Source organism: Novosphingobium sp. (assembly GCF_039595395.1).
Taxonomy (GTDB): Bacteria; Pseudomonadota; Alphaproteobacteria; order Sphingomonadales; family Sphingomonadaceae; genus Novosphingobium.
Map to the genome: position 1 here is coordinate 701,362 of NZ_JBCNLP010000006.1, position 14,811 is coordinate 716,172.

Sequence of the window (14,811 nt, forward strand, 5' to 3'; positions counted from 1 at the left end):
TCCCTCAAATCGCGCGGGCGACGGAGGAGACGATCCGCCCGTCGAGCATGTCGATCCGCCGCCGCGCGATATCGGCATGGGAGGGCGAGTGGGTGACCATCACGATGGTGGCCCCTTCGGCGTTGAGGCTGGTGAGGATGTCCATCACCTGCGCGCCATTCTCGGTATCGAGGTTGCCGGTGGGTTCGTCGGCCAGGATCAGTTGGGGATTGCCGACGATGGCGCGGGCGATGGCGGCGCGCTGCTGCTGGCCGCCTGAAAGCTGATGCGGGAAATGGCGCGCGCGGTGCGAGATGCCCACCCGGTCCATCGCCGCTTCCACACGGGCGCGGCGGTCTCCGGCGGCATCCTTGCGATAGACCAGACCCAGCTCGACATTCTCGCGGATGGTGAGTTCGTCGATCAGGTTGAAGCTCTGGAAGACGAAGCCCAGCGTTTCGCTGCGGAACCGGGCGAGGGCGGCTTCATCCAACGCGGCCAGATCGCGGTCGCCAAAAAGATAGCGTCCCCCGCTCGGGCGGTCGACCGTGCCCAGTGTGTTGAGCAGGGTGGACTTGCCGCAGCCCGAGGGGCCCATGATGGCAAGGAAATCGCCCTTGGCGACCTCCAGATTGATGTCGTGAAGCGCGGTGGTCTCGACCTCGTCGGAGAGATAGCGGCGCTGGATATGGTCTAGCCGGATCATGGTGGGTTCCGTTTTTAGCGAATTGCCAATTATCGAATATTGATGGTGTCGCCCTTGATGGTCGACGTGTTGGAGGTGACGATACGTTCGCCCGGCTGAAGACCCGAGAGAATTTCCGCCATTTCGGGATTGCGCCGCCCGACCTTGACCGGCCGCCGGCTTGCGCGTGTGCCCGAGTCATCAAGAACGAAGGCGGAAGAGCCGCCGCCGCTGTCGAGCCAGCCACCCACCGGGGCGAGCGTCGCCATGGTGGTGGCGCCCAGCGTGATGCGTAGATCGATGGTCTGGCCGCGATGCAGGCCCTGTGGCGCGGCGCCGACAAAGGCCAGTTCGATGCGGAAGCGCCCATCGGTCACGGCGGGCAGCACCTTGGTGACGGTGAGGCGCAGATCGCCTTCGCCGCGCGCCTGCTGGCCGACTTGCACATGGCCGAGGTAATATTCATCGACATCGGCCACCATTTTCCATGCGCCCTCGCTGTCGACCTGGCCGACCGGATCGCCGGGTTTGAGCATCTGGCCGGGCTGGATGGTGAAATTGGTGAGGCGCCCGGCCACCGGCGCGCGCAGGGTGAGGGCGCCAAGGCTGTCTTCCACGGCGGCCAGATTGCCTGAAAGGCGCGCGCGCGTTTCGGCCAGACGCCGGGCCTGCAAGGCGGCGATGCGGTTCTGCGAGGCCTGACCCGAGGTCAGTTGGGCGAGGCGCTTTTCCTGATAGACGGCCTGTTCGCGGTAGCTGGCCACGCCCGCATCGGACACGAAGCCCTGATCGTGCAACTGCTGCTGCACCGAAAGGTCGCGGCGGGCCTTGATAAGGTCGTAGCCGGCGGAGGCGGACTGTGTTTCGCGATCGAGGCGGCTCTTTTCCAGCGCCAGATCGTCGCCCGAAACGGTGCCGAGCTGTCCGGCGATGCTCGATTCCCGCGTGAGAATGTCCAGCTTGAGCGTGGGATTGTCGAGCAGGGCCAGCGGTTGCCCGGCGTTCACCCGGCTGCCGTCCTGCGTGATCAGCCTGGCCACCTGCCCGCCTGAAACGGCGGTGATGAAGGTGGTGATCGCCGGGGCCACGGTGGCGCGCACCGGCAGCACATCCTCGAAGGCCTTGCGCTCGACGGCGCCGGTCTCGATGTCGGCGGCGGCCATGTCGGTGGAGCCTGCCGAGGGGATCAGCCGCCAGATCAGCAGCGCGACAATCAGCGCGCCGCCGATCGCCGCCGGCAGGCGCCAGCGGCGCGGTCCGGGCCGTTCAACTCGACGATCCATGGCCGCGCCGCCGGTGGGGAGGCTGGTATCACTCATCAGCGCAGCGCGATCCGCTTGGCCGTGTTGGCCTCGGCGATCAGCGTGTCCATGCGCCGGGTGGCATCGGCCACGGCCTTTTCGCGGCAGGCGGCGCTGGCGGTCTGGCCGGTGAACTGCTCGTCGGTGGTGCAGACATTGTAGGCGGCGGCGTGGATGCGGTGCTTGAGCGTCGCGCGGCCGGCGGTGCTGGTCAGATCGAGATCGCTGTAATGCACATCGATATGGCGGGTCAGCACATCGGTCGTTTCGGCCGAGGCGGGGGTGGAGATGAGCACGGCGCCGATGGTGAGAGCGGCGCTGGCGGCTGCAAACAGGGTGTTCGTCACGGTGGTACGCATGATGGAAATCCTTTCCTGCGGCCGGCCGTCATGCCGGTCGTCCATCCCTGTGCAGAGGGCGTGCCAATTTGCGAAAAGCCCGAGAATCCGGCGTTTTCCTGGATTTCGCTGATCGGGCCTACTGTCCGCTGGCGGACAGTAGGCCAGCGAAGTGTTCGCCAGCGGACAGTGGGCGGGCCTTGTCTTCAGCCGAAAACCCCATCTGCGGCAGGGTGACGGTTTGGCGCGAAGCTTGCTCCGGCGCGGGCGGACCGATACGGATGGACGCATGACCAGCACGCCCCTTTATGACCTCTGCCTGATCATCGACGATGATGAGGATGTGCTGCTTTCGGCGCGCTTCGTTGTCGAGGAGCTGTTCCGTGAGGTGATCACCCTGACCTCCCCGCGCGAGGCGCTGGCGCTGATCGAGCGCAAGCAGCCCGATGTGGTGCTGCTCGACGCCAATTTCGCGCGCGGGGCCACCGATGGCAGCGAGGGCTTCCTGTGGCTGGGCCGCATGATCGAGCGTGATCCGGCCATCGCCATCGTGCTGATCACGGCGCATGGCGGGGTGCAGATCGCGGTGGAGGCGATGAAGCGCGGGGCGACCGATTTCGTCTCCAAGCCGTGGAACAATGAAAGCCTGCTGGCCACGGTGCGTAATGCCGCGGCGTTGCATCGCTCGCGCCGCGAGGCGGGGGGAACGGCGTCGCGGCCCGGCGGGGAAAGTTCGCTGCTGGGCCAGTCCCCGGCCATGGCGCGGGTGCTTTCGCTGATCGAGAAGGCCGCGCCCACGCAGGCCAACATCTTGATCCTCGGCGAGAACGGCACGGGCAAGGAGCTGGTGGCGCGCGAGGTGCATCGCCAGTCGCGCCGGGCGGAGGCCTCGCTGTTGACGGTGGATTTGGGGGCCGTTGCCGAGAGCCTGTTCGATTCCGAACTCTTCGGCCATGTGAAGGGCGCCTTCACCGATGCGCGCGCCGACCGCGTGGGGCGCCTGCAGGCTGCCGAGGGAGGCACGGTCTTCCTTGACGAGGTGGGCAATCTGCCGCTGCATCTCCAGCCCAAGCTGCTCACCGCGCTGGAGCAGCGCAAGGTGACCCCGGTGGGCGCCAGCAAGCCGATCGACATCGATGTGCGGGTGCTTTCCGCCACCAACATGGCGCCCGCGCAGCTGGCGGATGAAAGCCGCTTCCGCAAGGATCTGCTGTTCCGGCTCAACACGGTGGAGATCCGCCTGCCGCCCCTGCGCGAGCGGCCCGAGGACATTCCCCTGCTGCTCGACCATTACCTGAGCGAATTCGCCCGCAGCTATGACAAGCCGCAGCGCGCCCTGCCCGCCGAGGTGCTGGCAAGGCTGCGCGCCTACAGCTGGCCGGGCAATGTGCGCGAATTGCGCCATGCCGCCGAGCGCGCCGTCATTCTGGGCGATGAGCGGGGCTTTTCCATGGCGGATTTCGCTTTGGCGGAGACGCCTGTCTCAGCGCATGGCGTGGTGCTTGCGGCACCTTCGCTCGAAACCGATGCCAGCGCCGATGATCTCAACCTGGACCGCGCCGAGCGGCGGCTGATCGAGCGGGCCTTGCACAAGCATGGCTACAACATCTCGCATGCGGCGGCGGAACTGGGGCTGACGCGGGCAACGCTCTATCGCAGGATGGAAAGGCATGGGCTCTAGGTGTCTGTTTCCGGCATGCGCCTGACCGGGGGCTATGGCGCCCCGGCGCTGGGGCTGGTGGCCAGTGCCACCTTGCTGGCCTGGCTGCTGCCGCGCGAGGGCTTTGTGGCCGACAAGCTGGTGGTGGCGCTGGTGGCGCTGGGCTGCGTCTGGCTGCTGTGGTCGCGCACGCAGCGCACCAATCGCACGCTGGCGCGCTTTGTCGCGGCGCTGCGTCATCGGGATCTGGCGCAAAGCTTCCGCACCCATGGGCAGGGTGCGGCGCTGGATGAACTGGGCGCCGCACTGGACGATGCGCTCAAGCATCTGCGCGACGAGCGCCTGGCGAGCCTTGCCGAGAACCGCTTTGCCGCTGCGCTGGTGGATGAGGCGCCCACGCCGCTGCTGGCGATTGACGCGCAGGGCAAGGTCTCGCTGGCCAACAAGGCGGCGCGGCGGTTGTTCCATGGCTCGGACGGGCGCGGGGCGGCGGATTTTGCGATCTATGGCGAGGATTTTGCTGCGGCTCTGGCCGAGATGGCGCCGGGCATGCGGCGCAGTAGCCGGGTGCTGTGGAATGGCCTGGCCCAGCGCGCGGTGCTGGCGGCCTCGCTGGTTGACCGGCTGGGGCAACCCTGGCGGGTGGTGGCGGTCCATATCATCCAGGGCGAACTTGATGCCGCCGAGCTGGCAACGCAGAGCGATCTGGTGCGTGTGCTGACGCATGAAATCATGAATTCGCTCACGCCGGTCACCTCTCTGGCGACATCGGCGGCGCGACTGGTGGCGCGGGCCGACGCGGGCGATGCCAGCGCCATTGCCAGCGCGCGGCTGGCTATCGACACACTGTCGAAACGTGCGGCGGGTCTGTCGAATTTCGTCGAATCCTATCGCGCCTTCAGCCATTCGCCTGCGGTGTCCTTGCAGCGTTTCGCGGTGGGGCCATGGATCGGCGAGCTGTTGCGCTCCTTTGCCGCCATGCCGCAGGGGGCGGGGGTCAGGGTGACGCTGTCCCTGCAGCCCGAGGCGCTCGAGCTGGTGGCCGATCCCCACCTGCTGGGGCAGGTGGTGCTCAATCTGCTGAAGAACGCCGGAGAAGCGGCGCGCGATCATGCCGAGGCGCCCGGCGTTGCGATCCGCATCGTGCCGGGGGAGGCGGGCCGGGTCCATCTGACCGTGGCCGACAATGGCCCTGGCGTTCCGCACGCGCTGCGCGAGGACATCTTCCTGCCCTTCTTCACCTCCAAGCAGCATGGCACGGGGGTAGGGCTCAGCTTCGCGCGCCAGATCGTGCTGCTGCACAAGGGGGTCATCGGTTTGTGTGCGGATGAAGGAGAAGGGGGGCGGTTCGAGGTCGTGATCTGATGCGTGCCGTGACCAATCCGGATTCAGGGTTTCCACATTCCGTAAGTGCTGATTGATGGGTTTGCGCGAACCGGGTCTCCCGGTGGTGTGCATCGATCCCCGCCAGGCGTACCACAGGCCTCAAGGCAATGAGGGGTGAACAAGATCACCCCTCATGACATCGCCAGCCTCGCGCGGTTGGCACACACCGGCTTCTGCAAGGAGGTGCACGTCAAATCTCCGGCGGTGCATGACGTGCGGCAGCGAGGAGGCTTCCGATAATTACGGAATGAAGGGCCTAGAGCGCATAAGCCGGTTTTGGGGCCGGGCAATATTGGCGGAGGTAGTCCTCATGTGTCGGCAATTGCGCCGCGGTCCTGGCGACATTGCTGCGCAAGCCTTCGAGCAGCCGGGCCATTTCTTCATCGCCCAGCTTCCCGGCAATCGGATGGTGGCTGTCTGGGTGAATGCCCTGTCCCATCATCACCTGCACCCAGCTGTTTTCCGCGAAAAGCTCCTCATTCTTGCGGAACACACGCCCGGTCTCGCGGAACAGTTCGATTTTCTGTTTCAGGCTGTCGGGGATGGGCATGTCGGCGCAATGGCGCCAGAACGGGCTGTCGCGCCGTTCGGTGGCTTTGTAATGCAGGATGATGAAGTCTCGGATCTGGGTGATGTCCTGCAATTGCTGCTCGTTGAATTCATCGGTATCGCGTGCGCTGACCTTGCCATTGGGCATCAGCCGGATGATCCGGAGCACAGCGCGCTGGATCAGGTGCAGCGTGGTTGCCTCCAGAGGCTCGACAAAACCGCCCGCCAGTCCAACAGCGACGCAGTTGCGAAACCATTGCCGCCGCCGCACGCCACCGGCAAAGCGCAGGTGGATCGGATCGATCAGCGGCTCTCCGACACTGCTGCGCAGGCGGTGCAGCGCCTCATCGGCCGAGAGATAGCGGCTGCAATAGACGATGCCGCTACCCATGCGATACTGTAGCGGAATGCGCCATTGCCATCCCGCATCATGCGCAATGGCCTGCGTGTAGGGCTGGGGCGGGCCCAGATGCCGGGTCTGCAGCGCGATGGCGGAATCATTGGGCAGCCAATGGGTCCAGTCCTCGAAACCGGCATGCAGTCCGCCTTCGATGAGCAGCCCGCGAAAGCCGGTGCAATCGATGAAGAAGTCTCCCTCGATACGGGCCTGGTTCTCCAGATACAGCGCGGCGATCTCGCCCGTTTCCCCATGCAGTTCGACGCGAGTGATTTTCCCCTCGATGCGCCGGCATCCCGCGGCTTCGGCCAGCTTGCGCAGGTAGCGTCCATAAAGCGTGGCATCGACATGATAGGCGTAGTTCAGCCGGTCCTCGGGGAGATGGGCGAATTTGCCCTGCATCCCGGCCACCAGTTCGAGGCAATAATCGTCATAGGACTGATTGTGTCCGCGCGTGAGGCCATTGAGCCAGAAATGCTGAAAACCGGCGGACCAGTGATCGCGCCCCGTGGTTCCGAAGCTGTGGAAGTAGCGGTCGCCGTCGACTTTCCAATTGTCGAAGAGGATGCCGAGTTTGAAGGTGCCTTGCGTTTCGCGCATAAACTCGGTTTCGGAAATGCCGAGGATGCGGTTGAAGTTGACGAGAGGCGGGATGGTCGATTCCCCAACGCCGATCGTTCCGATCTCCTCGGATTCGATCAGGCAGAGATCGACTGTGTGTGCCAGGGTGCGGGCGATTGCCGCGGCCATCATCCAGCCCGCCGTGCCCCCGCCTGCGATGACGATACGCTGCTTGTGTGTCATGCCTCTTCTCTCTCGCCGGGCGCCTCACATTCGGGTGAGCACCATGTTGTTTTTATGGATGACGATGATGCCTTGGCCGCGCGTCGGAACGCGCCTTTCGTTCGATTTCATCCTCTCTGCCAAGGGTATTGCCTGGGTCTGACATCGGCGCGATGGCCGAATTTTCTGCGAGGGAAGCGGCTTAACCTGCAATCAGCAAGCCATTTTTGTCAGATCGCGCATCATTTTCCGCGCATCCGCCCGGACTGTTGCAGGGCAGGCACGATGTAGTAACGTCACTACATTAAGAGCGCTGCTTAAACCGGGATGCGGGAGGCGCTCGCGAAGAGGCTCAGCTCAATCGTGCCCGGTGAAGAACTCCGAGGTGATCTTCCAGTCCGGGCCCACCTTGATCAGTTGAAGTGTTTTCCACCCCCAGCTTTGTCCTTTTGCCGTCGTGTTTACAAAGACGAGAGAGACATGGGCCAGCGGGCCGTCCTGTTCAATATGGATGTCTTGAAAGCGCTGTGTGAAGGGGGAGCCTTCGAAGACCGCTTTGCGAAACCCCTCGTAATTTGCGGTCTCCGCGTTTCCGCCTTTCCCGGAGAGGGGAACGCCTGAGAAAGGGATCGCCTTGCTGAGCAGGAGAGTTTCGAACAGCGCCTGATCCTTCGTCGAGACTGCCTGCGTATAATGGCCGAGCAACGCCTCGATCGCCTGCCTGTCGGCTCCCCGGCTGTCGAAACGCGGCGGTACAGGGGTGCGATAAGGGGCGGCCGCAAGCGAAGTTGCCGAAAAGACAAGCGTGACGGCCATGAGCCAGTGCTTCATCATCATTCTCCCGAGGCGATGGTGTCGTTTGATCAACTGCGACATAATGGACCTCGCTATGGTCAGGCCGCTCGTGACGGCGCGCGGTGTTCGCGAAAAGCGGCAGCCAAAGCCCGCAAGGCTTCACGCGAGCGTGGATCGGTTAGCGAGGAATGCAGCACCACCTCCGCATCGGGCAGGGCGGGCAGTCCCAGCTTTGCGCCGATATCCACCACATCGGCTGGAGCGACCCGATAGGACAGCGCTGCCACAGCCAGTCCCGCCGATACTGCCGCGAGCACCGCGGAAGACCCTCCGCCGTGGAACACCTCCACCCATTCAAAACCGGCCATATCCAGCGCACGCGTGGTGAGATGGCGGACGCGGCACGAACGTGCCAGTGTGGCCAGACGCAAAGGCTGGCCGGGGCAATGGCGGAAAGCTGGACCGGCAAACCAGCCAAGGCGTTCATGCGCCAGCGTTTCGCCATCGCGGCGGTCATCGTCTCGCTGGATGATCGCGGCATCGATCAGGCCACGGTCGAAACTTTCCATCAACCGGCGCGAGGTGTCGAATTCCACCTCGATGGTCAAATGTGGGTCATGGGCATGGAGCCGGGCCAGCAGCGAAGGCACCTCCGGCCCGGCAACATAAGCGGAAATCCCCAAGGCAAAGCGGCGTGGCTGCGCGATCAGCCCTGCCAGAGCACGGTCATGGGCATCAAGGAAATCGCGGGCGCCCTCCAGAAAAGCGGCGCCTTGCGAAGACAGCCGTACAAGCCGGGGTGTCCGTTCCAGCAGGCGATGTCCGATATGGTCCTCCAGCCGCTTGAGCTTGACGCTGATCGCCCCTTGCGTCGTGCCCAGCGCTGATGCGGCACGGGTAAAGCTGAGCAGATCGGCGACCATCACAAAGGCCCGAACGGAGTCCACATCAAGCGTCGGCATGGGCTATCATTTCCAAATGTTGTCTCTGAAATGTATATCCATCCTGTTCCGTTATGAAAAGGATCGATTATGTTGACCCTGTGTCCCTTCTCCAGACAGGCGTATGATGACGTCCCAGACCCTTTGCGCTCCCAATACCGCTCTCACCCATGATCCGGGCCGCTGGATCGCACTGAGCGTGCTGTTGACCGGAGCCTTGCTGCCCGTGCTGGATTTCAACATCATCAATCTGGCGCTGCCGGCGATCCGTCAGGATTTGCATGCCACATCGGGCCAGATTCAATTCGTTATCTCGGCCTATGCGGCGGTTTACGCGGTCTTTCTGATCACCGGCGGGCGCTTGGGCGACAGGCTGGGGCGCAAGCGGATGTTCACGGCCGGCATCGCCGGTTTCACGCTCGCCTCGGTGCTGTGCGGGCTGGCCTGGTCGGCGCAGGCGCTGATCGCGGGCCGTGTGCTGCAGGGGCTGACGGCCACCATCATGGCGCCGCAGGTGCTCGCCTCGATCCGGGTGCTGTTCCCGCGTGAGGAGCGGGGGTGGCGCTGGGCCTTTATGGCGCAACCTTCGGCCTGGCCGGAGCCTTGGGGCCGATTCTGGGCGGGGTGCTGGTGGCCATGCAGCCGTTCGGCCTGCCGTGGCAGGCGATTTTCTTGATCAACGTGCCGATTGGCCTTGTCGCGCTGGCAGGCAGCATGCTGTTTCTGCCCGAAACCAGGGCCGCGCATGTCAGCAGGCTGGATGGCGGCGGCGTGGTCCTGCTGTCCTTGGCGCTGGGTAGTCTGGTCTATCCGCTGGTCGAGGGGCGAGAAACCGGCTGGCCGCCGCATCTGCTCGCCTTGCTGGCGTTCTTTCCTCTCGCGCTGGGCGCATTCGTTGCCTTCGAGCACCGCCTGACCATGCGAGGCGGCGCGGCACTGGTTGACCTGAGCCTGTTTACCCGGCGCGGTTTTTCCATCGGCGTGGGGATGGCGTTTCTCTATTACATGCTGTCAGCCTTCTATCTGACGGTTTCGACCTATCTGCAAAGTGGTTTGGGTCTTTCACCACTGGCGGCCAGCCTGCGGATCGCACCTTTCGGTGGCGGGTTCTTTGTTGCCTCCTTCGCTTCGGCGCGGTTGGTGCGCGGTCTGGGGGCGCGCGCATTGACGCTGGGCTTTGCGGTGCAGGTGTTGGGCTTTGTCACCGTCATTGCCGCTGCGCTGGCCAGCATGCCGCCTCTGTTTGAATTCGGGCTGACGGTGGCGGGTATGGGGCTGGGGATCATCACCCCTTCGGTGATCGGCGTGGTCATCAGCGATGTGGATCATCGCCATGCCGGACTGGCATCCGGCATCGTGATCTCCACCTTTCAGATCGGTGCCGCGCTGGGGATTGCCGTCATTGGCGGAGTTTTCTTCAGCACGCTGGGGCAGGCGCATGGCGCCCTGGCCTATGCTCATGCTTTTGCGACGGCACTGGGCTGCAATGTCGCCTTGCTGATCCTGGCTGGCTTTCTCTCCCTCTGGCTGCCCCGGCGGGAAGCGACCGGATGATTGGTCCAGATCGGGAGAGAATTGTCGCAGCGATCCATGCATAGGTTGCGTACTGGTGCTGTCATCCCACGAGCCTCGGGAACCATTGATTGGCAGGCGGTGATGTGATTCAGGGTTCCCAAGGAGACTGAACATAAGCGACCTGTATCGGCTGACGGACGAGCAGATGGTGCGGCCAATCGCTACATTGAACCCCATCGATCACTGGTTATTCCCATTAACCTAAGGCTGCTTATGACTGGCCCGTCCGACACCCATTATGTGGCCTTTGTCAGCGACCTTACCATAAAAGCTGCGTGTTCGCCGTCCAGCTCTCCTCTCTGTTCAAAGTGGCGGTTGGCACGGCAATCAGGACGGCACATGGATGAGGAATCGTGTGCCTTGATCAATCCTGTCCAGCTTCAGCGTCCCTCTATGCCCTTCGATCAGGGCGCGGGCGATGGGCAGGCCGAGCCCCGTTCCGCCCTGCGCCCGCTTGCTGGTGAAGAAGGGCTCGAAAATGCGCGCGCGGTCACCTTCGGGAATGCCGCCGCCATTGTCGGTGACGACGATCACCGTGGTTGCGGCATCCCGCCTGGCCTCGATCAAGACCTGCCCCGCACCGGCGGCACGGGCATTGTCGATCAGCGTGGTCAAAACGGTTTCCAGCGCGGGCGCATCGATGGAAGCCTTGTCGCCGCCGTCGGCGATGGCGTAGGTCACGGCGAAGGTTTCGCCTGACAGCCCATCGGCGATCCGCGCCAGAACCTCTGTCAGATCGCATTGTGTCTGGTCCGCCGGGCGGCGCATATCGGCCTTGGCCAGATCCATCAGACGCGAGATCAGCCGGTTCAGCCGCTGGGCATCCCCCGCCATATTGGCCAGAAAGCGCGCCTGCTCATCGGCGGACATGCTGGCGCCATGGTCCTGCAGCAGCTCGATCCCGCCCGACAGGCCGGTCAGCGGCGTCTTGAACTCATGGGCCAGTGCGGCGGCGAAATCGCGCAGATAGTGCGAGCGGGTCTCGATGGCCTCGGCCATGCTGGCAAAATCGCGGATCAGCCCGTCGATTTCGGTGATGCGCAGTGTGGGATGAGGCGGATCGGCGGGCCGCCCCTCGGTCAGGGCGCGGGTGGCGCGGCTCAGCGCCTCGATGGGGCGGACAATGGTGCGACCCAGCAGCGCCGTCATCGCCAGCAGAAACAGGAAGATCGCCGCGGAGCCCGCCGCGATCTTGCCCCGATCCTCATACATGCCGCGAAACAACGCGCGCGGCGAGCGCGAGACCAGCAATACGCCCACCACCTGCCCACCCGCGGTGATCGGGCGAGCATGATGCAGGCGGATATCGGTGGCCCGGCTGACCCATTCGAGCGGCCAGGGATGGGTGTAGGCGCCATTGTGGCGCAGCACGGTGGCGGCATGGCCCGCCAGAGCCGCGCGCACTTCGGGCAGGGCGCTCATGCTGCGCCCGGTGTCTCTGCCATTGAGCACGATGCCCTGCCGGTCCAGCAGCAGGATCGAGGCCAGCGTGACATGCCGTGTTTCAGCGATGGCCGGAGCCATCTGTGCGGCCATGCGCGATGCCGTGGGATCGGCGGCAGTGTTGGTTGGCAGGGCTGTGGGGCGTTCGGGCAGGATCGCGCTGGCGCGCAGATCGATGCTGGTGGAGATCGTATAATCATCGGCATCGCGCGGCTCGGCGGGGTCGGCGGCCGGGGCCGTCTTGTTCGGCCAGTTCAGCGCCGCACTGGCCGCCAGCGCCGATCCTTGCGCGATCAGTTCGGCTTCGGTGCGGCGCACCAGCGCGTTCTCGTAAACCCGCAGCATGATCGCTGCCACGCCGGGCAGCGCCGCCACCACCAGCAGCAGGCCGAACATGATGGTCCGCAGCCGCATCACCGGCCAGATCCGCCCCAGCCAAAATCGCAGCCAGCTCATCCTCGCCCGCAGGCGCCCAGCCGGTAGCCGATCCCCGCACGCGTCTCGATCACATCGCTGGCGCCGCATTCCGCGAATTTGCGGCGCAGATTGCGGATATGGCTGTCGATGGTGCGGTCGGTGACGGCAAAGCCGGGGCCGTGCAGCCGGTCGATCAGCGCCTCGCGCGAGAAGATGCGCTGGGGCGCGGCAAACAGTGCGGCCAGCAGGGAGAATTCGGTGACGGTCAGCGCCACCTCCTGCCCCTGCCAGAAAGCCTGCCAGCTCGCGGTGTCGAGCCTGAGCCCGCCATGGCTGGATACGGCATCGGGGGGCGTTATGGGCTGGGGAGCGCTGCGCCTCAGGATGGCCCCGGCGCGGGCGACCACTTCACGCGGGGAGAAGGGTTTGACGACATAGTCGTCCGCGCCCAGTTCGATGCCCAGAACCCGGTCGATTTCATCATCGCGACTGGAAAGGAAGAGGATGGGCACCGCGCTGTCCATACCACGCAGGCGGCGGCAGACTTCCAGCCCGTCCATGCGGGGCATGTTGATGTCCAGCACCAGCAGGTCGGGGGCTTCGGCGGTGATCCGGGCCAGTGCTTCCTCGCCGTCGCCTGCCTCGATGGTGGCCATGCCCGCCTTGCCGAAGGCAAAGGCCAGAAGCTGGCGGATATGCGGATCGTCATCGACGAGAAGCACCTTGCGGGCGGGCGTGGTCATGGGGCGATCTGTCATGGCCGGGCCTGCTCCGTCAAGGTGGGGGCGGGTTGAGGGCGGGGTTGCGGCTGTGGGGCCGGTTCCAGTTCCAGCGCGATGGGCAGGGCATGGACATCGCGGGTCCGGCAATCGGGGGCATCGAATGCGCGCGGGGACAGGGCCAGCATCCTCAGCCGGGTTCGCACATCGGCCAGTCGCAGCGCGCCCAGCATGGTCCAGTGGCCGCCGTGTTGATCGTTGCTGAGGGTGAATTGCGCATTCTGGCGCAGCAGGCGCGCCCACAGATGGATCGGCTCAGGCGCGGGGCGGGTTTCCAGGTCAGCCAGCGGCACCAGCGCTGATGGCCCCAATTGCTGGAGATAGCAGATGTCGAGCGGGGCCCCGCCGCCGCCCAGCTCGCTTGCATGGGTGATGTTGTAGCGCGCCGAAACCGTTCCCGGATCGACAAAGCAGCAGGCCGCCATCAGCGCCAGCGCCGCCGCCGCATTGGCGTTGATCAGCCAGGCCGAACTCTTGTCGCGCAGCATCCGCCAGCACACCAGCACCAGCCCGAAGCCCACCAGCCCCATCCACAGCAGCGCCGCGATCCGCCATGAGGTGAGCGAAAAGGCCGCGATATAGTCGAGCGTGCGCAGCGCGGCATTGCCCACCAGCAGCACATTCTGGGCGATCCACAGCACCACCATGCGGCGGATCAGCGGCATGCTGGCCGTCTGCGAGCCGGGGCGCAGCGCCACCAGCACAAAGCCTGCCGCCAGCAGGGCGGTGACGATCAGCGGATAGGCGCCACGATGGGCGTAGGACGCCGGCGTCATGCCCGAGGGCAGCGGCAGCAAGCCCCACAGCCAGGCCAGATCCATCAGATTTTGCAGGGCGAACAGCGCATTGAACGCGATCAGCGAGAGGCGGACCGAACCCACGGAAACACCGGGCAGGGCCAGGTCGCCCCTGCCATCGAAGGTGCCTAACTGATGGCGCCAGCCGCGCGGGCGCAGCAGGCTCCAGACCATGGTGAAGAAAAGCGGCCAGACGATCATGCGTTCGATGGGAAAATCGAACAGGGAGATCGAGAACAGCCGGTTGAACGCATCCTCCAGCACGGGGTTGGCAGCGGTGAACAGGCCCAGGATGATCGCGCTGCCGATCAGCGGCAAAGCCAGTTGCGGTAAAGCGGCGCGCAGCCCGATCACTTTTTTCCTGCGCCGCAGACGCATCACCCGGAACCCGTCCAGCCATGGTGCCGCGCAAGAGCGCAGACCATGCAGCATCAGCCGCTGGGCCCATTGCCAGGCATCGCCGAATCGCACGAGGCTGGGCATCAGCGTACCCATGCCTGCGAAGATCCAGAACAGAGTCCAGCTCAGCAGGCCGGGGTCGAACACCATCGCCAGCGCCATCGTCATGGCCAGGGCAAAGCAGGCCAGCGCACGCCGTTCGCGGCGCAGGGCCGGGCGAAGCGCCAGCGTCAATGGCACGAGCGCCAGCAGAACCGCTCCCCAACCCGCACGATCCTGACCCAGGCGCCAAAAGATCGCATCACCTGCCGCAACCAGGGCTCCCCCGGCGCAGAGCTTCATCAGAAAATCGCCGCGAGACCGGATCTTTCGCATCATCATCGCCACCTCCATCGAATGAAGGCGAGATCTGACGCCCGGCCATGCGCAACCGATGGCGCGGCGGATGTGGATATGCAGCAGGCGTTGTGCAGAAATTATGCAGGTTGGTGCTCACTCATCGGCGATCGAGTTCTCACCGATGGTCACTCCACCTAACGATAATCCCGTTTACGGCGATCCATATGATGGGGCCAACAGCGCGCCTT

12 protein-coding genes and 1 pseudogene are annotated in these 14,811 nt (G+C 64.8%); 4 read left to right on the forward strand and 9 right to left on the reverse strand.

The window, feature by feature from the left end; genetic code table 11:
* Positions 1 to 4: 4 nt before the first annotated feature.
* Genes ABDW49_RS23100 through ABDW49_RS23110 form a run of 3 tightly spaced genes read right to left on the reverse strand, consistent with a single transcriptional unit; the run spans position 5 to position 2,324 of the window.
* A complete protein-coding gene (locus tag ABDW49_RS23100) occupies positions 5 to 685 on the reverse strand; it encodes an ABC transporter ATP-binding protein (protein WP_343615607.1) in 681 nt (226 codons plus the stop codon).
* Between the two features lie 29 nt (positions 686 to 714).
* A complete protein-coding gene (locus tag ABDW49_RS23105; protein WP_343615609.1) occupies positions 715 to 1,983 on the reverse strand; it encodes an HlyD family efflux transporter periplasmic adaptor subunit in 1,269 nt (422 codons plus the stop codon).
* Entirely contained in the window at positions 1,983 to 2,324 is a 342-nt protein-coding gene (locus tag ABDW49_RS23110) for a UrcA family protein (RefSeq protein WP_343615610.1), read from the reverse strand. The genes ABDW49_RS23105 and ABDW49_RS23110 overlap by 1 nt, the downstream gene beginning before the upstream one ends.
* Before the next feature lie 268 nt (positions 2,325 to 2,592).
* On the opposite strand from ABDW49_RS23110, the gene ABDW49_RS23115 reads away from it, so the two are divergent.
* The 3 genes from ABDW49_RS23115 (at position 2,593) to ABDW49_RS23125 (ending at position 5,589) form a co-directional block, all read left to right on the forward strand.
* Positions 2,593 to 3,984 (forward strand): sigma-54 dependent transcriptional regulator, encoded by a 1,392-nt coding sequence (locus ABDW49_RS23115; protein WP_343615611.1) that lies wholly within the window; start codon positions 2,593 to 2,595, stop codon positions 3,982 to 3,984.
* Complete coding sequence (locus ABDW49_RS23120) at positions 3,985 to 5,328, forward strand: ATP-binding protein (RefSeq protein ID WP_343615613.1); 1,344 nt, start codon at positions 3,985 to 3,987, stop codon at positions 5,326 to 5,328. It begins immediately after the preceding gene.
* 135 nt (positions 5,329 to 5,463) lie between these two features.
* Positions 5,464 to 5,589, forward strand: coding sequence for a hypothetical protein (locus tag ABDW49_RS23125; protein ID WP_343615614.1), 126 nt, complete (start codon positions 5,464 to 5,466; stop codon positions 5,587 to 5,589).
* Between the two features lie 16 nt (positions 5,590 to 5,605).
* Here ABDW49_RS23125 and ABDW49_RS23130 read toward each other — a convergent pair whose 3' ends face one another.
* The 3 genes from ABDW49_RS23130 to ABDW49_RS23140 form a co-directional block, all read right to left on the reverse strand.
* Positions 5,606 to 7,099 (reverse strand): tryptophan halogenase family protein, encoded by a 1,494-nt coding sequence (locus ABDW49_RS23130; protein WP_343615615.1) that lies wholly within the window; start codon positions 7,097 to 7,099, stop codon positions 5,606 to 5,608.
* Between the two features lie 336 nt (positions 7,100 to 7,435).
* Complete coding sequence (locus tag ABDW49_RS23135; protein WP_343615616.1) at positions 7,436 to 7,954, reverse strand: hypothetical protein; 519 nt, start codon at positions 7,952 to 7,954, stop codon at positions 7,436 to 7,438.
* 17 nt (positions 7,955 to 7,971) lie between these two features.
* Complete coding sequence (locus ABDW49_RS23140; RefSeq protein WP_343615618.1) at positions 7,972 to 8,835, reverse strand: LysR substrate-binding domain-containing protein; 864 nt, start codon at positions 8,833 to 8,835, stop codon at positions 7,972 to 7,974.
* Positions 8,836 to 8,941: 106 nt separating this feature from the next.
* Between ABDW49_RS23140 and ABDW49_RS23145 the strand changes: the two are divergent.
* Positions 8,942 to 10,368: pseudogene (locus tag ABDW49_RS23145) on the forward strand (MFS transporter).
* 348 nt (positions 10,369 to 10,716) lie between these two features.
* On the opposite strand, the gene ABDW49_RS23150 reads toward ABDW49_RS23145, so the two are convergent.
* Genes ABDW49_RS23150 through ABDW49_RS23160 form a run of 3 tightly spaced genes read right to left on the reverse strand, consistent with a single transcriptional unit; the run spans position 10,717 to position 14,605 of the window.
* The gene (locus ABDW49_RS23150) at positions 10,717 to 12,288 is read right to left on the reverse strand and encodes a HAMP domain-containing sensor histidine kinase (RefSeq protein ID WP_343615620.1); all 1,572 of its coding nucleotides are present in this window, start codon (positions 12,286 to 12,288) and stop codon (positions 10,717 to 10,719) included.
* Positions 12,285 to 13,007, reverse strand: a complete 723-nt coding sequence (locus ABDW49_RS23155) for a response regulator transcription factor (protein WP_343615622.1) — start codon at positions 13,005 to 13,007, stop codon at positions 12,285 to 12,287. The genes ABDW49_RS23150 and ABDW49_RS23155 overlap by 4 nt, the downstream gene beginning before the upstream one ends.
* Entirely contained in the window at positions 13,004 to 14,605 is a 1,602-nt protein-coding gene (locus tag ABDW49_RS23160; protein WP_343615624.1) for a DUF4173 domain-containing protein, read from the reverse strand. Before ABDW49_RS23160 ends, ABDW49_RS23155 begins: the two co-directional genes overlap by 4 nt.
* Between the last annotated feature and the right edge of the window lie 206 nt (positions 14,606 to 14,811).